This is a genomic window from Mycobacterium sp. NGS63 (assembly GCF_059812295.1).
In genome coordinates this window covers 407,295-425,112 of the sequence record NZ_JCALCJ010000005.1, presented here as the reverse complement: position 1 = coordinate 425,112, position 17,818 = coordinate 407,295, and the positions used below count along the sequence as shown (strand labels likewise).

20 protein-coding genes are annotated in these 17,818 nt (G+C 68.4%); 9 read left to right on the top strand and 11 right to left on the bottom strand.

Features of this window, described 5'->3' with window-relative positions; all coding sequences use genetic code 11:
* Positions 1–85: 85 nt before the first annotated feature.
* Together AC5Y4Z_RS16065 and AC5Y4Z_RS16060 are read right to left on the bottom strand one after the other, a co-directional pair.
* Entirely contained in the window at positions 86–976 is an 891-nt protein-coding gene (locus AC5Y4Z_RS16065) for an alpha/beta fold hydrolase (RefSeq protein WP_499965443.1), read from the bottom strand.
* Between the two features lie 27 nt (positions 977–1,003).
* Entirely contained in the window at positions 1,004–2,245 is a 1,242-nt protein-coding gene (locus AC5Y4Z_RS16060; RefSeq protein ID WP_499965442.1) for a sulfotransferase family protein, read from the bottom strand.
* A 27-nt stretch (positions 2,246–2,272) separates the two neighbouring features.
* Here AC5Y4Z_RS16060 and AC5Y4Z_RS16055 point away from each other — a divergent pair, with 27 nt between their 5' ends.
* Both AC5Y4Z_RS16055 and AC5Y4Z_RS16050 read left to right on the top strand, forming a co-directional pair.
* Positions 2,273–2,848, top strand: coding sequence for a TetR/AcrR family transcriptional regulator (locus AC5Y4Z_RS16055; RefSeq protein WP_499965441.1), 576 nt, complete (start codon positions 2,273–2,275; stop codon positions 2,846–2,848).
* Positions 2,845–3,948, top strand: a complete 1,104-nt coding sequence (locus AC5Y4Z_RS16050) for a DUF1214 domain-containing protein (protein ID WP_499965440.1) — start codon at positions 2,845–2,847, stop codon at positions 3,946–3,948. Before AC5Y4Z_RS16055 ends, AC5Y4Z_RS16050 begins: the two co-directional genes overlap by 4 nt.
* A gap of 8 nt (positions 3,949–3,956) precedes the next feature.
* On the opposite strand, the gene AC5Y4Z_RS16045 is transcribed toward AC5Y4Z_RS16050, so the two are convergent.
* Positions 3,957–5,228, bottom strand: a complete 1,272-nt coding sequence (locus tag AC5Y4Z_RS16045; protein WP_499965439.1) for a PucR family transcriptional regulator — start codon at positions 5,226–5,228, stop codon at positions 3,957–3,959.
* Positions 5,229–5,335: 107 nt separating this feature from the next.
* Here AC5Y4Z_RS16045 and AC5Y4Z_RS16040 point away from each other — a divergent pair, with 107 nt between their 5' ends.
* The gene (locus AC5Y4Z_RS16040) at positions 5,336–7,351 is read left to right on the top strand and encodes a fatty acid desaturase (RefSeq protein WP_499965438.1); all 2,016 of its coding nucleotides are present in this window, start codon (positions 5,336–5,338) and stop codon (positions 7,349–7,351) included.
* Positions 7,352–7,464: 113 nt separating this feature from the next.
* Here AC5Y4Z_RS16040 and AC5Y4Z_RS16035 read toward each other — a convergent pair whose 3' ends face one another.
* Entirely contained in the window at positions 7,465–8,556 is a 1,092-nt protein-coding gene (locus AC5Y4Z_RS16035) for a fatty acid desaturase family protein (protein WP_499965437.1), read from the bottom strand.
* Between the two features lie 97 nt (positions 8,557–8,653).
* A complete protein-coding gene (locus AC5Y4Z_RS16030; protein WP_499965436.1) occupies positions 8,654–9,736 on the bottom strand; it encodes a ferredoxin reductase in 1,083 nt (360 codons plus the stop codon).
* A gap of 70 nt (positions 9,737–9,806) precedes the next feature.
* On the opposite strand from AC5Y4Z_RS16030, the gene AC5Y4Z_RS16025 reads away from it, so the two are divergent.
* Positions 9,807–10,481 (top strand): TetR family transcriptional regulator, encoded by a 675-nt coding sequence (locus tag AC5Y4Z_RS16025; RefSeq protein WP_499965435.1) that lies wholly within the window; start codon positions 9,807–9,809, stop codon positions 10,479–10,481.
* Between the two features lie 41 nt (positions 10,482–10,522).
* Here AC5Y4Z_RS16025 and AC5Y4Z_RS16020 read toward each other — a convergent pair whose 3' ends face one another.
* Positions 10,523–10,858 (bottom strand): hypothetical protein, encoded by a 336-nt coding sequence (locus tag AC5Y4Z_RS16020; RefSeq protein WP_499965434.1) that lies wholly within the window; start codon positions 10,856–10,858, stop codon positions 10,523–10,525.
* Between the two features lie 36 nt (positions 10,859–10,894).
* Positions 10,895–11,500, bottom strand: a complete 606-nt coding sequence (locus AC5Y4Z_RS16015) for a GNAT family N-acetyltransferase (RefSeq protein ID WP_499965433.1) — start codon at positions 11,498–11,500, stop codon at positions 10,895–10,897.
* Positions 11,501–11,551: 51 nt separating this feature from the next.
* Here AC5Y4Z_RS16015 and AC5Y4Z_RS16010 point away from each other — a divergent pair, with 51 nt between their 5' ends.
* Together AC5Y4Z_RS16010 and AC5Y4Z_RS16005 are read left to right on the top strand one after the other, a co-directional pair.
* Positions 11,552–12,643, top strand: coding sequence for a F420-dependent hydroxymycolic acid dehydrogenase (locus tag AC5Y4Z_RS16010; RefSeq protein ID WP_499965432.1), 1,092 nt, complete (start codon positions 11,552–11,554; stop codon positions 12,641–12,643).
* 83 nt (positions 12,644–12,726) lie between these two features.
* The gene (locus tag AC5Y4Z_RS16005; RefSeq protein WP_499965431.1) at positions 12,727–13,308 is read left to right on the top strand and encodes a hemerythrin domain-containing protein; all 582 of its coding nucleotides are present in this window, start codon (positions 12,727–12,729) and stop codon (positions 13,306–13,308) included.
* Between the two features lie 83 nt (positions 13,309–13,391).
* On the opposite strand, the gene AC5Y4Z_RS16000 is transcribed toward AC5Y4Z_RS16005, so the two are convergent.
* A complete protein-coding gene (locus tag AC5Y4Z_RS16000; protein ID WP_499965430.1) occupies positions 13,392–14,285 on the bottom strand; it encodes a manganese catalase family protein in 894 nt (297 codons plus the stop codon).
* 102 nt (positions 14,286–14,387) lie between these two features.
* Here AC5Y4Z_RS16000 and AC5Y4Z_RS15995 point away from each other — a divergent pair, with 102 nt between their 5' ends.
* Positions 14,388–15,080: an ANTAR domain-containing protein gene (locus AC5Y4Z_RS15995; protein WP_499965429.1), complete on the top strand. Its 693-nt coding sequence runs from the start codon at positions 14,388–14,390 to the stop codon at positions 15,078–15,080.
* Positions 15,081–15,135: 55 nt separating this feature from the next.
* Here the strand turns inward: AC5Y4Z_RS15995 and AC5Y4Z_RS15990 are convergent, their stop codons facing one another.
* A complete protein-coding gene (locus AC5Y4Z_RS15990) occupies positions 15,136–15,591 on the bottom strand; it encodes a MaoC family dehydratase (protein ID WP_499965428.1) in 456 nt (151 codons plus the stop codon).
* A gap of 80 nt (positions 15,592–15,671) precedes the next feature.
* Between AC5Y4Z_RS15990 and AC5Y4Z_RS15985 the strand changes: the two genes are divergently transcribed.
* Both AC5Y4Z_RS15985 and AC5Y4Z_RS15980 read left to right on the top strand, forming a co-directional pair.
* Positions 15,672–16,508 (top strand): alpha/beta fold hydrolase, encoded by an 837-nt coding sequence (locus tag AC5Y4Z_RS15985; protein ID WP_499965427.1) that lies wholly within the window; start codon positions 15,672–15,674, stop codon positions 16,506–16,508.
* 72 nt (positions 16,509–16,580) lie between these two features.
* Positions 16,581–16,754: a hypothetical protein gene (locus tag AC5Y4Z_RS15980; RefSeq protein WP_499965426.1), complete on the top strand. Its 174-nt coding sequence runs from the start codon at positions 16,581–16,583 to the stop codon at positions 16,752–16,754.
* A gap of 16 nt (positions 16,755–16,770) precedes the next feature.
* Here AC5Y4Z_RS15980 and AC5Y4Z_RS15975 read toward each other — a convergent pair whose 3' ends face one another.
* Entirely contained in the window at positions 16,771–17,172 is a 402-nt protein-coding gene (locus AC5Y4Z_RS15975) for a DUF302 domain-containing protein (RefSeq protein WP_499965425.1), read from the bottom strand.
* A gap of 26 nt (positions 17,173–17,198) precedes the next feature.
* Positions 17,199–17,813 (bottom strand): mycothiol-dependent nitroreductase Rv2466c family protein, encoded by a 615-nt coding sequence (locus AC5Y4Z_RS15970; protein ID WP_499965424.1) that lies wholly within the window; start codon positions 17,811–17,813, stop codon positions 17,199–17,201.
* Between the last annotated feature and the right edge of the window lie 5 nt (positions 17,814–17,818).

The window sequence follows — 17,818 nt, the reverse complement described above, 5'->3', positions numbered from 1 at the left end:
ACCGCGAGAGTGCGGCTACCGACGCGGTCACTCGGGTTTTGCGTTGCCAGTTGCACTTTCGCGGCATTCGACGGGCCGCGGCAGCTCAAGTTTGGGCGCGCAGGAACGCGCGCAGCCGGTCGAGCACCAGGTCGGGTCGCTGCTCGACGATCCAGTGGCCGACGCCGTCGACCAGCTCGACCCCGAAATCGCTGATGTGCTCGCCATATCCGTCCAGCAGGTCCGGCGTGAGCACGGGGTCCTTCGTGCCGGTGAGCCAGCGGACCGGGACGTCGACGCGAACGTCGTCATATTCGCCGCGCAGCCAGCGAAACACCTCGGTGCTCAGGAACGTGCGATACCACCGCGAACCGGCCAAGGCGTGCCCGGGCTGGCGCATGCACTCGACGTAGAAGCGGACGTCGTCCTCGGGCACCAGGAACCCCCCGCCGACCCACGACGCCAGCAGGCGGTAGAACCGGGCCTTGGGGTCGCCGACCACCCGCGGTCCGATCACCGGCAGTGCGATCGGGATCTGGTACCAGAACCGCCAGATGTTGCGCAGCAGCCGGGGTTCGGGCTTGGCGTACGGCGCCGAGGTGTTCAGGCCGAAGAATCCGGTGACCTTCTCCGGGTGGCGCAGCATCATGGTGAACGCCACCGGCCCGCCCCAGTCGTGGGCGGCGAGCGTGACCGTGGCAACGCCCAGGCGATCCAGCACCGCGGCCAGGTCGTCGGCCATGTCGTTCTTGAGGTATCGCGACCGCGGCGCCGAACTCCAGCCCGCGCCGCGCAGGTCGGGGCACAGGACGCGGTAGCCGTCGGCGGCCAGCGCCGGGATCAATTCGTGCCATTCCCACCAGTTTTGGGGAAAGCCGTGCACCAGCATCACCGCCTGGCCGCTGGCGGGGCCCGCGTCGGCGACGTGGATCGTCACGCCGTCCCCGAGCTCCACGTACCTGTGTTCGACTCCGTCCAGCGCGGGCATAGCGACCATGTGTTCAGAACGTAGCGGACCGCCGCCTCAGCTCAGGAACCGGTCGACATATGGCGCGAAGCGCTCCCGCAGGGCGTCCTGGCGCAACCCGAACATCTCGGCCGACGTTTCGACGTTGCCCAGTCGGCCGCGCTGATGGCCGGCCAGGTAGCCGGCGACCGCCGCGCGGGCGTCGTCGGTGAACGCTTCGCCGGCCAGCGCGTAGACCCGCTCGGCGACGCCGAGTTCGTCGGCCATGAACTCGTCGAAGCGGATGTCGATCGAGCGCTCGGGGCCGATGGTGTCGCGGTCACGGACGAGCGCGGTCAACATCGCCTCGAGGCGGTCGATCCAGTACTCCGCGATCTGCCCCACCGGCACCGGCGATCGGTGCATGCGCGCGGAGTAGGTGATCATCGCGATCATCGACAGCGCCACCGGCACCGGGTCGCGGTGGGTGAACACGACGATGCCGCCGGGGAACACCCGGTCCAGCACCGGCACCTGCTCGAGGTGCTGCGGCGACTTGAGCAGCCAGCGCCGTCCGCCGCGCAGGAACTGCATGGCCCTGAGTTGCCGGGCGAGGTACTCGTAGTGCGGCGTCTGGTCGTGGGCCTGGTAGTAGTCGCGCCAGCGGGGGACGTCGGCCAGCGTCTCGAAGAGCATCGTCGAGAAGTCGTTGGCGAGCAGTTGGATTTCTTCGTGCACGTGATCGGTGGTCATCTCGTGCATCAACGGGAAGTGGGGCATCACGATGTTGATCGCACCGACCCCGATGTCCATCCGGGCCCGCCGCGGATCCGGCTCGAGGCCGGCCTCCGCCGGCAGCGGGAACGGTTCGACGCTTTCCCAGTACGGCATGGTGCGGAAGGTGGGCGCGGCCGCCAGCAGGTTGTGCAGGTGGGTGGTGCCGGTGCGGGGCAGGCCGGCGATCACGACCGGCGGTTGCAGTTCGATGTCGTCGATCTCGGGATGCCGGCTCAGCAGATCGGTGAGCAGGAGCCGGTTCTTGAGCAGCTGCACCAGCTGTCCGTAGAAGTTGACGATGCCGGCCGCGTGCAGCCCGTCGATGTCACGCAGCGCGGCGAGGTAGACGTCGAGGCGTTCGCGGTAGTCGTCGGGACCGAAATCGTGCAGGCCGGTGTCGGCGCTGGCCCGGGCGTGCAGGGCGTCGGCGTCCAGCGGACAGTCCGGCGCCAGCGTGGCCATCATGTCCAGGAGCTGTTGGGCCTGTTCGCCGAAGCGGGGCTGGGCCAGGTCGGTCAAACGAACGACGGCGGTGTCGGTCATCCGACTTATGTTACTCTGAGTTTCGTAATGGTTGTTGATTTTGGCCGTCCCCGTGACCCGCGTATCGACGATGCGGTGCTGCGCGCGACGGTCGAACTGCTCGCCGAGACCGGCTACTCAGGTTTGTTGGTCTCCGCCATCGCCGAGCGGGCCGGCACCAGCAAGCCCGCGATCTACCGGCGTTGGCCCGGCAAGGCGCACCTCGTGCACGAGGCGGTCTTCCCGATCGGCTCGGCGACCCAAATCCCCGACACCGGCTCGCTGCCCGGGGACCTGCGCGAGATGGTGCGGCGCACGATGGCCGTCCTGACGACGCCGGCTGCCCGGGCCGCGCTGCCGGGGCTGGTCGGCGAGATGGCCGCGGACCCGTCGTTGCATTCGGCGCTGCTGGAACGGTTCGGCGACATCATCGCCGGTGGGCTCGCCGAGTTGCTCGCCCGCGCCGCGGCGCGGGGCGAGGTCCGGGCCGACGTGACCGCCGGCGAGCTCACCGAGGCGATCGCCGGTATCACACTGCTGGGCCTGCTCACGCGCCCCACCGAACTCGACGACGGGTGGGTCGACCGGACAACGACGTTGCTGCTGAAGGGAATTGGCGCATGACGCACGAATCGACGGCCGCGTGGCGGGAGCTGCTGGAAACCCTGGGCGGCCTGGACCGGTCCTTCCTCGACGGCGATCGCGCCGTCACCGACGATCGGCACGTCGCCGACGGCTACCGCACCCTGGCCACGACGCTCGGCGTGGCGCTGGACGCCTACCTGTTCCCCGAGCCCGGCCGCCCGCAGTTCGTCGCCGTGAACACGCCGTTTCGCCGCGACCGCCGCTGGGGTGGCGACAACACCGACGCGTACTACCTCCTGTGCCCGGTCGACCCGAAGCGGCGCTACCGCATCAGCGGCAATCGCGGTGACAGCGTGTACTTTTCGGTGACGGCCTACAACGAACCCTCACCCGGCGCGTGGTCGGACCGGGTGGTCGCGATCGTCCGCGACACCGACCTCGACCTCGACGCCGAGGGCAACTTCAGCTTCGAATTTCCCCCGACCCCCGACGCGGCCGTGCTGATGACGCGCGACTACCAGGCCGACCCGCTGACCGGCCGGCCGGTGTCGTGGCACATCGAGGCGCTCGACGAGCCGGACCCGATCCGGCACGGCGACGCCGAGACCGCCGCGAGCCTGCGCGCCGCGGCCACCTGGCTGCGCACGATGTTTGCCATCGTGCCGCTGGCCGTCGGGACCCGGGCCGACGATCAGCACGCACTGGGCCACGAGACCGCCCATGCCGCAAATCAATTCGCCGATCCCTACCAGGTGCCCGACGCCAACTTCGGCTGGTCGGCGCGCGACGCGTGCTACTCGTACGGCAGCTTCATCCTCGCCGACGACGAGGCGCTGGTCATCACCCACCGGCCGCCGCGGTGCCGGTTCTGGAACATGGTGGTGTGGAACCAGTTCATGGCCACAGTGGGCGCCGCCGACGCTCGTTGCTCCGTCAACGGCCACAGCGCCGTGCTGAACGCTGACGGCTCGGTGACCATCGTGCTGTCGCACCGGCCGACCGCCCACCCGAATTCGCTGACCACGCTGGGCTATCCGCGGGGCAACCTCGCCTTCCGCTGGTTCCTGCCCGACGGGGTGCCGGACCGCCCCGAAGTCAAGCTGGTGAAGGTTTCGGACGCCCCGACGGCCATGTACTGAGCGGGACGTCAGGCCAGGACCGCCGCGCCATACCAGTGGCAAAGCAGCAGTGCGACTTCGACATCCAGCCGGTCATCCCCAATGGGGCGACCACGGCGCTCGACCGCACGGTGCACCCGGTACTTCACCGAGTTCACGTGCAGGTGCAGCTCTGCTGCGGCCGCCTTGTAACTGGAGCCGCAGTGCAGGAAGACTCGCAGCGTCTCGCGGAGCCGTTCGTCGCTGTCCGTTTCAGCGGCGAGTGGGCCGAGCAGCTCCGTCACCCATGAGCGCGCGGCGTCCAGGTCGCGACCGAGCAACGCCGCGGTCGAAAGGCCGGGATCGCCTGCGGCCGTGACCCGTCGCGCCCCGGCACCCGACGCCATTGCGACCGTGCGCGCGTCAAGTGCCCGCCGATGCGAACGCCGAAAGCCCTCGACGCCGGGCAGTGGATGGCCCAGAGCGATCCGCGGGCAGTCGGCGCGGGCGTCGACGAACGCGCGAACCCGCGCCACCGCGTCGGGCGCCGCCTCCGCGGACAGCGGGATCCACGCCCATCCGGTCAGGCGGTCCACCGGGACGAACAACGAACCCTCCTGAGCGCCAATCGATTGCGCCAGTTGCCGCACGAATCGTTCCATCGCCAGCAACTCGTCGCCGCCCTCGGGCTGTCGATACCAGACGACGGCCGCAAGGTGAGTCCGCGAGAGCGGGTAGCCGATCGCGGCGGTCATCGCGTCGACGTCGATTTCGCCCTCGCCAAGGACTTCGTGAACCTTCAGCACCCGGACGCTGTTTTGATTCGACAGCCAGCGGTCGTGCTCGGTCTGGTACGTGCTGATCACTTGCTGTGTGATCCAGTCGACGTAGCCGAACAGCGCCACGGTGATGTGCTCGTAGACATCCAGGCCCAGTTGCGGATCCAGCTCCGCGACGCGGGTTTCGCCGAGGGCCTGGTCCAGCACGATCTGGTGGCCGAGTCGATAGGCGCGCACCAACGCGTTCGCGGACACTCCGCGTTGGGCCAGCCGCCGCGCGTACTCCAGCGCCGTCGTCGGCGGCTCGACGTGGTCGATGGGAATGTTGTGCCGGATCGTCGAGAACGCGGTGTCGATGTTCTCCTCGATGTTGTCTCGCAGTAACTCCCGCAGCTGGGCGTCACCCTCGAGCTCCGGGATCTGAGCGACCAAGGTGTGCTGCACCGAGGCGGTCAGCGCGTCGAGCCGCTCGCCCAGGCGATTGACGATGCACGCCGCGGCCTCGGCGACCCTCGCGTCGGCGCCGCGCGGTGTGTCCACCATGCCCAGACAATAATCCGCGGGGTTGTCCGCCGAGGACAACTATCCGGGCGCAGTTGGTCCGTCGACGACGTCGCCGCGCGGCGGCGCGCTGGGTAGGTTGCATGGGCATGTCGACCATCGCAGCGATAGACGGCCCCGCCAGCGCCGCCGCACACCGAGCGCTCCCAGATCCTGGCGAGGCGGTGCCCGCGCTGGCGCTACCCACGCTTTTGATCTTCGTGGGCGCGTTGGCGGCATTCGTGGCGTCGACGATCGGCTATGCGGCCGGCGGGATCCCGGCCTGGCTCACGATTGCGATCAATGCCGCGGTCACCTTCGTGATGTTCACGGTGGTCCACGACGCCGTACACCATTCGATAAGCACCGCGCGCTGGCTGAACGGACTGATCGGACGGTTGGCGTGGGTGTTCGTCGTGCCGATCATCTCCTTTCCGTCGTTTAGGTTCATCCACATCGAGCACCACCGGCACGCCAACGACGACGACAACGATCCGGACACCTTCGCATCACACACCCCGGCCTGGCAGGCGCCGTTTCGCTGGGCGCTGGCCGAAGGGTTCTATGCCGACTACCTGCTGCGCCGGCTTGGCGGCCGGCCGTCGAGCGAGAATTCCGAGACGCTGTTGATGCTCGCGGCGGGTGTGACGGGGCTGGTCGCGGCGATCGTCACCGGCAAGCTCTGGACGCTCGCGGTCGTCTTTCTCATCCCGCAGCGCATCGGGATCTTCGTGCTGGCATGGTGGTTCGACTGGCTGCCGCACCATGGCCTGGCGGCCACCCAGCGCACCGACCACTACCGCGCGACCCGGGCGCGCGTCGGGATGGAGTGGCTGTTCACCCCGATGATGCTGTCCCAGAATTACCACGTGGTGCACCACCTGCATCCGTCGGTGCCGTTCTACCGGTACGTGCGGACGTGGCGGCGCAACGAGGAGGCCTACCTGCAGCGGCGGGTGGCGATCGCCACGGTGTTCGGCCGCCAGCTGCACCCGGACGAATTCCGGGAATGGAAGAGACTCAACCGTAAACTCGCGCGGCTGGTGCCGGTCCGGATGCCGGCGAGGCCGATCGCGTCGCATGCGGTGGCGCATCGCATCCCGGTGGCGTCGATCGATTCCCTCACCGACGACAGCACGTTGGTGACGTTCGCGGTGCCGGAGGGGTTGCGCGACCAGTTCCGCTTCCGGGCTGGCCAGCACGTCACGGTGTGCGGCGATGTCGGCGGCGCGGCGACGCGGCGCAACTATTCGATCTGCGGGCCCGCGACGCAGCCACAGCTGCGGATCGCGGTCAAACACATTGCCGGTGGGGCGTTCTCGACGTTCGTCGCCAACGACCTCAAGGCCGGCGACGTGCTGGAGCTGATGACCCCCACCGGCCATTTCGGCGTCCCCCTGCACCCACGGCACCACAAGCACTACGTGGGTCTGGTCGCGGGCAGCGGGATCGCGCCGGTGCTGTCGATCCTGGCGACGGCCCTCCAGACCGAGACCGAGAGCCGGTTCACGCTGGTCTACGGCAACCGCACCAAACGGTCGACGATGTTTCGCGCCGAGCTCGACCGGCTGCGGTCACGCTTCGCCGAGCGCCTGGAGATCGTGGACGTGTTGTCCGACGACCCCCTGCACCCGGCAGAGCTGCGCGGCCGCATCGACACGGAAAAGCTCGAGCGGTGGCTGACCACGAGCCTGCGGCCCGACGCCGTGGACGAGTGGTTCTTGTGCGGCCCTCCCGCGATGAGCACCGCGGCACGCGACACCTTGGTTGCCCACGGTGTAGACCCGCAACGAGTCCATCTGGAACTGTTCACCGGCTACGAAAAGAGCGCCGTACGAACGGATTACGCGCATTCCACCGTAACGTTCACCCTGTCCGGCAGGGATGCGAAGTTCGACCTCGCCGGCGGCGACACCATCCTCGAGGGCGCCTTACGGGTTCGTGACGACACCCCGTACGCCTGCATGGGCGGGGCGTGCGGCACCTGCCGCGCCAAGCTGCTCGACGGCACGGTGCACATGGACCAGAACCTCGCCCTCGGCGCGGCCGAAGTCGCCGCCGGATACGTGCTGACGTGCCAGGCCCACCCGACCAGCCCGACGGTCTGGGTCGACTACGACGCGTAGCGCTGGGCCGCTGCGAATCCACTGCCAGCACATCGAGTCTGCGTCCAGTGCTACCCGACAGGGCCGAAACACGATCTGTACGCAGGCTCGGTGGGATTCGGAGGGGGCTCAGCTCAGGCGGCGACCAGTTCCGGCGCCGGAGTGGCGCTGGGCGTCTTCGACGGGAACGTGAGCTTCACGATCTTGCGGACGACGGTGCCGAACTGGCGCAGCAGCGGGCCGCGGTTGTAGGGGATGCCGTAGCGCCGGCAGATCTCTTGCACCTCGGGCGCGATCTCGGCGTACCGGCGGGCCGGCATGTCCGGGAACAGGTGGTGCTCGATCTGGTGCGACAGGTTGCCCGACAGCAGGTGAAACAGCTTGCCGCCGGTCAGGTTTGCCGATCCGAGGACCTGGCGGAAGTACCACATGCCGCGGGACTCGTCCTTGGTCTCCTCGACGGTGAACTCCTGGGTGCCGTCCGGGAAGTGGCCGCAGAAGATGATCATGTACGACCACACGTTGCGCATCAGGTTGGCCGACAGGTTGCCCGCGAAGACGAACGGGGCGAACGGCCCGGCCAGCAGCGGGAAGGCGACGTAGTCCTTGAGCGTCTGCCGGCGCGTCTTCTTCCAGATTGCGCGCAGCACCTCGCGCTTGTCGGCGAGCCGGATCTCCCCCGAGCGGATCCGCTCGGTTTCCAGCTCGTGCAGCGCGACGCCGTACTGGAACAGCACCATCAGCAGGAAGGCGTAGAGCGGGTTGCCGAGGAAGTACGGGGTCCAGCGCTGGTCCTCGCTCATCCGCAGGATGCCGTAGCCGATGTCGCGGTCCATCCCGACGATGTTGGTGTGGGTGTGGTGCATGTAGTTGTGCGAGTGCCGCCATTGGTCGGCGGGGCAGGCCGTGTCCCACTCGAACGCGCGCCCGGAGATCGCCGGGTCGCGCATCCAGTCGTACTGGCCGTGCATGACGTTGTGGCCGATCTCCATGTTGTCCAGGATTTTCGACACGCCCAGCATCAGGGTGCCGAGCGGCCACGCCGGCGGCAGGAACAGCAGGGCGCGTCCGCCGACCTCCAGCGCCCGCTGGGCCTTGATGACGCGGCGGATGTAGTCGGCGTCCACCTCGCCCAGGTCGGCCAGCACGCGTTCCCTGATGGCGTCGAGCTCGCGGCCGAACTCCTCGGCCTGTTCGCGGGTCAGGGTGATCTTGTTGTCTGTCATGGCTCTTCTCCTTCGGATTCGTCCGCGAGTGTGAATCTCACGACGCGACACGCCGCGCGGCCGTCGCAGAATTCACAGTCGGGAGGGATGGTGGGCCTTAGAGGGACAGGTCGACGTCGCCGACCGGGACGGACACGCAAATCTGCACGTCCTCGTCCGGGGTGGTCGACACGGCTCCGGTGACCAGGTTGCGCACGGTTCCGGCGGTCTTGCGCCGCGTGCAGGTGTGGCAGATGCCCATCCGGCACCCGTTCTGCGGGGTGAGGCCGGCCGATTCGGCCTGCTCCAGCAGGGAGCGGCCGTCGTCGACGACGTCGATCCCGCTGTCGGCGAAGGTGATTCGCCCGCCGGACGGATTGGCCGGCGCGTCGAGGACCGGCGGCACGAAGCTCTCGGTGTGCACGTTGTCGCAGTGTTCGCGCACGGCCTCGATCAAAGCCGTTGGCCCGCAGGCGAACACCACGTCGGGTGCGGGCATGGCCGCGGCCAGGTGCTCGGGCCCGAACCGGCCGGCGAGGTCACCCGCACCCGAACGGGTGAACCCGTGTAGCACCCGCACGCCGGGGCGACCCGCGTGGGCGGCCAGCTCGTCGCGGTAGCACGCCTCCTCGGGTGTGCGGGCGTAGTGCACGAACGCGATCTCGCCCCGGTGGCGCTCGGCGATCAGGGTGCGCAGCATCGCCATCACCGGCGTGATGCCGCTGCCGCCGGAGACGAGCAGGATGCGTGGGGGCCGCGTCGCAGGCAGCACGAAGTCGCCGCCGGCGCCGGCCAGCCCGACCACCATGCCGCGGCGGGCCCGCTCGTAGAGGTGGCTCGACACCAGCCCGCCATCGTGGTGGCCGATCGTCAGCTCGAGGTTGGCGCTGCCTTCGGCGTTGGCCGGTGAATAGCAGCGGGTGTGCCGTCGGCCGTCGATGTCGACGGTCAGGTTGACGTACTGGCCGGCCTTGACCGCGTAGCGCGAGCGGAAGGCGTCGTTGGGGGCAAGCGTCAGGGTGACGCTGCGCGGCGTGGTGCGCCGCACGTCGATGACCTTCGCGCGGGCGTCGCCGGCGGTCCAGGTGGGTGCGACGAGTTCGGTGTAGCGGTCGACGCCGTGGGGTCCGGTGAGCAGGTCGACCAGGTGAGAGCCCAGGACCCGCTTGCTCAAAGTCTGAGTCAAAGTCTGAGTGAACATATGTACACCGTGCGCGCGCACGCCGCAGGTAGTCAAGGGTTTACTGCCGGTTTGTGGTAGGGTTCACACAGTGAACAGCCGTACTCCTACCTCACGGCCGCATCGGTCTGGCCGCGAGCGCTCGCGCGAGAGCCTGTCGCGCGAGCAGCGCAAGGAGGCGACGCGGCGGGCGATCATCGCCGCCGCGCTCAAGCTGCTGCAGGACCGCAGCTTCGGCGGGCTGAGCCTGCGCGAGGTGACCCGGGAGGTCGGGATCGTGCCCGCGGCCTTCTACCGGCACTTCGAGTCGATGGAGGCCCTCGGGCTGGTTTTGATCGACGAATCGTTCCGCAGCCTGCGCGACACCCTGCGCGAGGCCCGCGCCGGCAAGCTGGACCCGAACCGGGTGATCGAGTCGTCGGTGGAGATCCTGGTCGCCAGCGTCGCCGACCGGCGCGAGCACTGGCGCCTCATCGCCCGCGAACGCAACAGCGGGGTGAGCGTGCTGCGCTACGCCATCCGCACCGAGATCCGGCTGATCACCTCCGAGCTGGCCACCGACCTGGCCCGCTTCCCGGGGCTGAGCACCTGGAGCACCGAGGACCTCAACGTGCTGGCGACGCTGTTCGTCAACGCCATGATCGTCATCGCCGAGGCGATCGAGGACGCGCAGAGCGCCGAGGCGATCGAGGACATCCGGCGCATCGCCGTCAAGCAGCTGCGGATGATCGCCATCGGCATCGCCGGCTGGCGAAGCACACCCTAGGGGCGCCCATTTCGTTCCGGTAGTGAACAGCCGAACACTGACTATTCCGCTTGCCCGGCTTGCCCGTCGATGACGTCGTACAGGGAGTCGCCGTCCTCGGGCGTCCCGTCGATCTGGCCCCGATGGGCGCGACCCGGACCGCCGTCGTCGTCCGCCCCGACGACGGCGTCGGTGGACACGTCCGGCTCCTCCTCGGCCAGCCGCTCGTCGAGTGACTCGCCTTCGCGCGCTTCGCGCGCCGTCACCCCGAAGCGGTTCGCCTCGCTCCAGCCCTCCGGCGGATCGACGACGATGTCACCGTCGTCGTTGCGCACCTCGTCGGAGTCGGTGCTTTCGCTCGCGTTCAAAGTGTCGCCGGGACCGTTTTCGATAGACATAGGCCACGGTTGCCCGGCCCCGCGGCGCCTGAAACGCTAACGCGGCGCCCGCCACATCGCCCACATCGTCGGGCCGCCGTCGGGCAGGCGGATCTCGCGGGTGACCGCGAAGCCGAAACGCTCGTAGTACGGGACGTTTTCGGGCTTGGACGATTCGAGGTAGGCCGGACAGTATTCGGCGTCGCAGCGGTCCAGCCGCGAGCGCATCAGGGCCTGCCCGAAGCCTTTGCCCCGCACGCTCGGGTCGCTGCCGATCACCGCCAGATACCAGTGCGGTTCCTCGGGGTGCGCGCACTTCATCAGCTCCTGCACCACGCGCCCCCGCATGGACCGCAGGCCGAAAACCCGGAGGAAGGTCGGCGTCATCGCGAGCTGCCCGCGGCGCGTTTCCCGCCATTGATCCGGCGGATCCCACAGCGCCGCCGCGCCGATGCCCGGCCCGTCGCTGGCCACCTCCACGCCACCGCGGGCCAAATGGTGGTGGCGGGTCATCGTGGCGAACAACCGGGAGAGGTGCGCGGTGCGCGCCCTGTCGTTGGGGAGTAGCCAGGTCATCACCGGATCGTCATAGAACGCCCTGGCCAGGGTGCGTGACAGGGCGCGGACATCGCCTTTGCTCGACGGGCGCGACTGCGGGGCCACGTAGGTCAGGCTAGTGCGTGTGACGCGCCGCCCGGCGGGTATGCCGATCCGGTGATCTCGCGGCGAGCGTTCGGGCGGATGGCCGCCGGCGCGGGCGCCCTCGGCGCAGTCGGAGTCTCCGCGGCCTGCGGGGATCCGCGACGCGAGCGCGGCGAGTCCGCCGGTCCGCCGCCGCCGGCGGCCAAGGGCGTGGGGGTGGTGCTCTCGCACGAGCAGTTCCGCACCGATCAGCTCGTCGCGCAGGCCCAGGCGGCCGAGCGGGGCGGGTTTCAATACGTGTGGGCCAGCGACCACATCCAGCCGTGGCAGGACGACGAGGGCCACGCGATGTTCCCGTGGCTGACGCTGGCGCTGGTCGGCAACCGCACCAGCAGCATCGCGTTCGGCACCGGGGTGACCTGCCCGATCTACCGTTACCACCCCGCCGTCGTGGCCCAGGCGTTCGCCTCGCTGGCGCTGTTGAGCCCGGGTCGGGTGTTTCTGGGCGTGGGCACCGGTGAGCGCCTCAACGAGCAGGCCACCACCAATACCTACGGCAGCTACACCGAGCGCCACGACCGGCTGATCGAGGCGATCAAACTGATCCGCCAGCTGTGGAGCGGTTCGCGAATCTCCTTCGCGGGCCGCTATTTTCACACGAATTCGCTGAAGCTCTACGACACCCCGCCCATGCCGCCGCCGATCTTCGTGGCCGCCGGCGGCCCCAAGAGCGCCAAACTGGCCGGCCAGTACGGCGACGGCTGGATCACCCAGGCGCGCGACGTCACGAACCCGAAGCTGCTGGCCGCCTTCGGCGCGGGCGCGCAGGCCGCCGGACGCGACGCCGCCAACCTGGGCAAGCGCGCCGAGCTGTTCGCCGTCGTCGGCGACGCCAACCAGGCCACGCGCGCGGCCGGGCTGTGGCGCTTCACCGCAGGGGCCGTCGACCAGCCCAACCCCGTCGAAATCCAGCGCGCCGCCGAATCCAACCCCGTCGACAAGGTGCTCGCCAACTGGACGGTGGGCACCGACCCCGCCGTGCACGTCGATGCCGTGCAAAAGATTCTCGACGCGGGAGCCGTTCCGTTTCTGCACTTTCCCCAGGACGACCCCGTCGCCGCGATCGACTTCTACCGCGCCAACGTCCTGCCCAAACTGCGCTGACGGGACGGGGCCGTCGTTTCGATGCCTTGCCCCCGGGTATTCGCAGGCCACTTCGAGTGACCAGCCCAACTGGAAGGCAAAGCATGGACGCGATCACATTTCTGCGTCAGGACCACAAGAGTGTCCTGGGCATGTTGGAGACGCTCGACGGGGCGCCGTCGGGTTCGGGTGCCCACACCAGTGGCCTGGAGACCATGGTGAACAACCTCGTCATCGCCGAATCTCAGCATGAGGCGATCGAAGAGCAGTTCTTCTGGCCGGCGGTGCGCGACGCGCTCGACGACGGTGATGCGCTGGCCGACAAGGCAATCGAGCAGGAGCAGGCGGGCAAGAAATTGCTGCAGCGGCTCGAGGACGGCAAACCCGGCGACCCCGACTATCACGAGGCGCTCCAGGAGTTCGTCGCGGCCGGCCGCGAGCACATCGCCTACGAGCAGGACGTGGTGTGGCCGCAGGTCGAGGCAGTGGTCGGACGCGAGGAGCTGGAGAAGCTCGGCGCGAAACTCGAGCAGGCCAAGAAGATCGCGCCGACGCGCCCGCACCCGGCCACCCCGCCCAACCCGACCGTGCTCAAGACCGTGGGGATGGGCGCGGCGGTCCTCGACCATGTGCGCGACGCGGTTACGGGCCGCGGCGAGGACAACCCGCCGGACCCGCAAACCTGAACCTCCGCCGAGTGTGAATCTCGCGACGCGACACGCCGCGACGGTGTCGTGGGATTCACACTCGGCGGTGCAGACCCACCGAATCAGCCTGTGGGAGTGTGCTGTTCGTGAGTGAACGGCTTTTCGGCCGCGATGGCCGGTGAGCCGTCCGGATTCTCCTCCGCGCCCTTGTTCTGGCGGGTGGCGGCCTTGAGCCACTGCTGTTCGGGCTTCTCCACGTACTCCCATTCCATGCCCTCGGGCCACGGCCCCTGTCCCTGGTTCCACGGGCCGCGCACCGACTCCCCGCCGTTGGACATGTTGAACGCCACGTTCTGGAAGCGCGGGTCACCGGGCAGCTGTCCCGGCGGGAAGTTGACCGGAAGTTCGTTGAGCGCCGCGGTGAACTGCTGGTAGTGGGCCACCTCGCGCGTCATCAAGAACGTCAGGGTGTCCTGCACACCCGGATCGTCGGTGAACTGCTTGAGGTACTCGTAGACGATCTTCGCCCGCGACTCGGCGGCCAGGTTGCTCCGCAGGTCCACCGCGGGGTCGCCGTTGGCGTTGACGTAGGAGCCCATCCAGGGCACGCCCTGCGAGTTGCTCACGTCCGGGCTGCCCCCGTTCAGCGCGAGATACAGCGGGTTCACCGCGACGTTGTGGATGAACTGGTCGCGGCCGTCGCGGCTGGCGACCGCGGGCATCCAGTCGCACGTCTCGTTGGCGATCTTGAGGTTGTCGTTGAGCCCGTCGAGCAGCATCGTGATCATGGCACCGACCATTTCCAGGTGGCTGAGTTCCTCGGTGGCGATGTCCATGAACAGGTCGTACATCTTGGGGTTCTTCTCGCGCAGCACGAATGCCTGGGTGAAGTACTGCATGGCTGCCTTGAGTTCACCGTTGGCGCCGCCGAATTGCTCCTGCAAGAGGGTGGCGAATCGGGCGTCCGGCTCACTGACCCGAACCTCGAATTGGAGATCTTTGTTGTGCACGAACATTGGGGCCGTCCTAGGGGGTCGAGTTAGTCCTGATCGTCGGCGGGTACCCGAGGGTCTTGTGACCAAACGCTGCGACGGCAGCCGCATGAAGAACCCAAACCTATGGAACTTTCAGACTCCCGACATGACCTGGCGGTGCGGATGGCCGAGCTCGCCCGCGACATCGCTGCGCCCCGCGGCCTCGAGCAGCTGCTCGCCGACGTGACCACGACCGCGGTGGAGCTGATACCGGGCGCGGATCTCGCGGGAGTGCTGCTGGTGAAAAAGGGCGGCGAGTTCGAATCCCTCGCCGACACCGACAGCCTGGTCGGCAAACTCGACAGATTGCAGCAGGACTTCGGCGAAGGGCCCTGCCACGACGCCGCATTGAAGGCCACTGTCGTGCGCTCGGACGACATGCGCGCCGAACCGCGCTGGCCCCGATACGCACCGGCCGCGGCGCAGCACGGCGTGCTGGGCAGCCTGTCGTTCAAGCTGTACACCGCGGAACGGACGGCCGGCGCGCTGAACTTGTTCAGCCTCCGCGCCGGCGCGTGGGACACCGAAGCCGAAACCGTCGGAGCCGTTTTCGCCGCGCATGCCGCCGCGGCGATCATGGCCGGGCGCCACGACGAACAGATGCAATCGGCGCTGGCCTCGCGAGACCGCATCGGCCAGGCCAAAGGCATCATCATGGAGCGCTACGGCGTCGACGACGTGCGCGCGTTCGAGTTGCTGCGCCACCTGTCCCAGGAGAGCCAGAGCAAGCTGGTCGACATCGCCCACCAGGTGATCAGCACCCGCTCGGCCAGCTGACACGGCGAATACCGGCCCGTGTCAAAGGTATTCGCGACCGGGCGGCAATCCGCTGTTACGAGATGTAGCGGACGATGCTCTCGGCCACGCACGCCGGCTTGGCGGAGCCGTCGATCTCCACGGTGGTCGACACGGTCGCCTGCACGGCGCCGTCACCCAGGTCGTCGACGCTGACCAACGAGCTCTGAGCACGCACCCGCGACCCGACGGGCACCGGGGCCGGGAAGCGAACCTTGTTGAGCCCGTAGTTGATTGCGAGCTTGATGCCCTTGACGGTGTACATGTCGTGCTGCAGCCGCGGCAGCAGCGCCAGCGTCATGAAACCGTGCGCGATGGTGGTGCCGAACGGGCCCGCGGCCGCACGCTCGGGGTCGACGTGGATCCATTGGTGATCGCCGGTCGCGTCGGCGAACAGGTTGACCTCTTCCTGGGTGATGGTCACCCAGTCGCTCTGCCCGATGGTCTCACCCGCGGCGGCGGCAAGGTCGGCTACTGATTCGAAGGTGCGCATTCGGCAACAATAGCGCCCGTTTGTCCGGGGTCGACGGGGGTAGTAGCCGATGCAGAGCCCCAACCACGAAAGGTCATTTCATGCCCGCTGTGATCGCACACCATGGGCTCTTTCGGGACACCCGCCTGCACGTCGACGACACCGGGGGCGCCGGCCGGCCCGTCTTGCTCCTGCACCCCTGGCCGCTGTCCGGGCTGGCGTGGTCGGCGCAGGTGCCGGTGCTGCACGAAGCCGGATACCGGGCCATCACCTACGACCGGCGCGGCTTCGGCCGCAGCGACAAGCCACTGAGCGGCTACACCTACGACACCCTCACCGAAGACCTGCACACGCTGATCGAGGCCCTCGACGTCGACGGCGTCACCCTGGTGGGCTCGTCCATGGGCGGCGGCGAAATCGCCCGCTACCTCGCCACCTACGGCCCCGCGCGCGTGCACAGTGTTGTGTTCGCCTCCTCGGTGACCCCGTACATGTTGCGGACCGCCGACAACCCGCACGGCCCGCTGACCAAGCAGGATGCCGCGCGCGCGACCGCAGACCTCATCGAGGACCAGGACGCGTTCTACGACCAGCAGATGACGGAATTCTTCTCTGCCAACGGCGAATTGAGGGTGAGTCCCGCGACGCGCGACGAGGCGCTGGCGCTGTGCACGCGGGCGAGCAAGAAAGCGACGCTGGCCTGCATGGCCGCCTGGGCCGGCACCGACTTCCGCGGCGACCTCACCAAGGTCTGCGTCCCGTCGTTGATCATCCACGGCGACGGCGACGAGTCGGTGCCCTTCGACGGCTCGGCCCGTCGCACCCACGACGCGATCCCCGGCAGCGAACTGCACGTCATCGCCGACGGCCCGCACGCTTGCCAGATCAGCCACCCCGACGAGTTCAACGAGGCCCTGCTGGACTTCCTGGCACGGTAGTTGCGAGCTGGTTTCGCCGCGGCCGTCGAGGGAACCCCTATCCGAACGCTGCGCGAAGCACGGAAGGAAGCCATGCCTGAACCCAAGGGCCACCAGACCGAACCCGACGTCGAACCCGAGGCGCACCAGGCGCGATCGCGCGCCGGCAAAGGCGACGAGGACGGCTCCTATGTGGGGGCGGCCGGTTCCGATGATTCCTTCGACGCCGGCGAGACCGGCGCCGAGGCGCGCAGCGAACGCGGCTAGGGTCGCCCGCGGCCGATCAACCGAGTGCGTCGATTGCGGCTTGCAGCTTGGCGGTGGCCTGATCGGCGACGTCCTGCAGACCCGCTTGGTCGCCGGTCACCTTGACCATGAGTTGGGGATCCATCGCCTCGATCAGAACCGCATCGGCATCGCCGGCGGGGTCGGATCGCACCACCACGTTGCACGGCAATAGCTGGCCGATCTGGCGGTGGATGCCCAGCGCGCGGTGTGCCAGCGTCGGGTTGCAGGCACCAAGGATGAGGTAGTTCTCCATGTCCTCCCCGAGCTTCTGCTTCAGCGTGGCTTTCACGTCGATCGTGGTCAGCACGCCAAAACCCTGATCCGCCAGCGCTTTTGTGGTCCGCTCCACCGCATCCTCGAACGAGGTGTGCAGCGTGATGCTCAACGCCGATGTCATTCTTTCCTCCTCTTCTCAGCGCTGTACTAGGCCGCGGTGCGCGGCCGTTGCAGCTGTGCGAACTGCGGAGTCGCGGCCAACGTCGCGACCGCATCGAACAGAGCGGGCGCGGCGTCGGCACCGGGCAATGCGGTGAGCACCGGCCCGAAAAAGGCGTGTTGGCCGATCCGCAGTATCGGACTGCCCCCTGTTTCACCGAGCGCCGCCTGCCCCGCCTCATGTTGGTTCCGGATGATGTCGTCCAAGGATGCGTCCGAAACCGCCGCAGCCGTGGCTCCACGCACCCCCGCCGTCACCAAGACGTGCGCGACGAGGTCGGCACCGACGGGTTCCGAACGGTCGAAGTATCGCTCGCCGAAGGCGAAATACGCGGCTGTCCATCCGGCAGCGCCGGACTCGCGCGCGACGGCGGCCATCAGCCGGCCGATCTGCTGCGAATCACGCATCCTGGCTTGCTGCGCGGGTGGCAGCTCCCGCCCCTCGTTGAGGACCGCGAGGCTCATGAGTTGCCAATCGAGCGCCATGTCGGTCGTCTCGGCGACCCCGCGCAGCCAACCTGCGGTGTTCCACGAGAACGGGCACACCGGGTCCAGCCACAGCGTGACCGTCGGCCCGGTCCGATCAGTTTCAGTGGGGGACATCTGCC

What these genes read in the sequence shown, in the direction of transcription:
- AC5Y4Z_RS16065 (WP_499965443.1), bottom strand. Translation starts at nt 976, where the DNA reads ATGGTCGCTATGCCCGCGCTGGACGGAGTCGAACACAGGTACGTGGAG.
- AC5Y4Z_RS16060 (WP_499965442.1), bottom strand. Translation starts at nt 2,245, where the DNA reads ATGACCGACACCGCCGTCGTTCGTTTGACCGACCTGGCCCAGCCCCGC.
- AC5Y4Z_RS16055 (WP_499965441.1), top strand. Translation starts at nt 2,273, where the DNA reads ATGGTTGTTGATTTTGGCCGTCCCCGTGACCCGCGTATCGACGATGCG.
- AC5Y4Z_RS16050 (WP_499965440.1), top strand. Translation starts at nt 2,845, where the DNA reads ATGACGCACGAATCGACGGCCGCGTGGCGGGAGCTGCTGGAAACCCTG.
- AC5Y4Z_RS16045 (WP_499965439.1), bottom strand. Translation starts at nt 5,228, where the DNA reads ATGGTGGACACACCGCGCGGCGCCGACGCGAGGGTCGCCGAGGCCGCG.
- AC5Y4Z_RS16040 (WP_499965438.1), top strand. Translation starts at nt 5,336, where the DNA reads ATGTCGACCATCGCAGCGATAGACGGCCCCGCCAGCGCCGCCGCACAC.
- AC5Y4Z_RS16035 (WP_499965437.1), bottom strand. Translation starts at nt 8,556, where the DNA reads ATGACAGACAACAAGATCACCCTGACCCGCGAACAGGCCGAGGAGTTC.
- AC5Y4Z_RS16030 (WP_499965436.1), bottom strand. Translation starts at nt 9,736, where the DNA reads ATGTTCACTCAGACTTTGACTCAGACTTTGAGCAAGCGGGTCCTGGGC.
- AC5Y4Z_RS16020 (WP_499965434.1), bottom strand. Translation starts at nt 10,858, where the DNA reads ATGTCTATCGAAAACGGTCCCGGCGACACTTTGAACGCGAGCGAAAGC.
- AC5Y4Z_RS16005 (WP_499965431.1), top strand. Translation starts at nt 12,727, where the DNA reads ATGGACGCGATCACATTTCTGCGTCAGGACCACAAGAGTGTCCTGGGC.
- AC5Y4Z_RS16000 (WP_499965430.1), bottom strand. Translation starts at nt 14,285, where the DNA reads ATGTTCGTGCACAACAAAGATCTCCAATTCGAGGTTCGGGTCAGTGAG.
- AC5Y4Z_RS15995 (WP_499965429.1), top strand. Translation starts at nt 14,388, where the DNA reads ATGGAACTTTCAGACTCCCGACATGACCTGGCGGTGCGGATGGCCGAG.
- AC5Y4Z_RS15990 (WP_499965428.1), bottom strand. Translation starts at nt 15,591, where the DNA reads ATGCGCACCTTCGAATCAGTAGCCGACCTTGCCGCCGCCGCGGGTGAG.
- AC5Y4Z_RS15985 (WP_499965427.1), top strand. Translation starts at nt 15,672, where the DNA reads ATGCCCGCTGTGATCGCACACCATGGGCTCTTTCGGGACACCCGCCTG.
- AC5Y4Z_RS15980 (WP_499965426.1), top strand. Translation starts at nt 16,581, where the DNA reads ATGCCTGAACCCAAGGGCCACCAGACCGAACCCGACGTCGAACCCGAG.
- AC5Y4Z_RS15975 (WP_499965425.1), bottom strand. Translation starts at nt 17,172, where the DNA reads ATGACATCGGCGTTGAGCATCACGCTGCACACCTCGTTCGAGGATGCG.
- AC5Y4Z_RS15970 (WP_499965424.1), bottom strand. Translation starts at nt 17,813, where the DNA reads ATGTCCCCCACTGAAACTGATCGGACCGGGCCGACGGTCACGCTGTGG.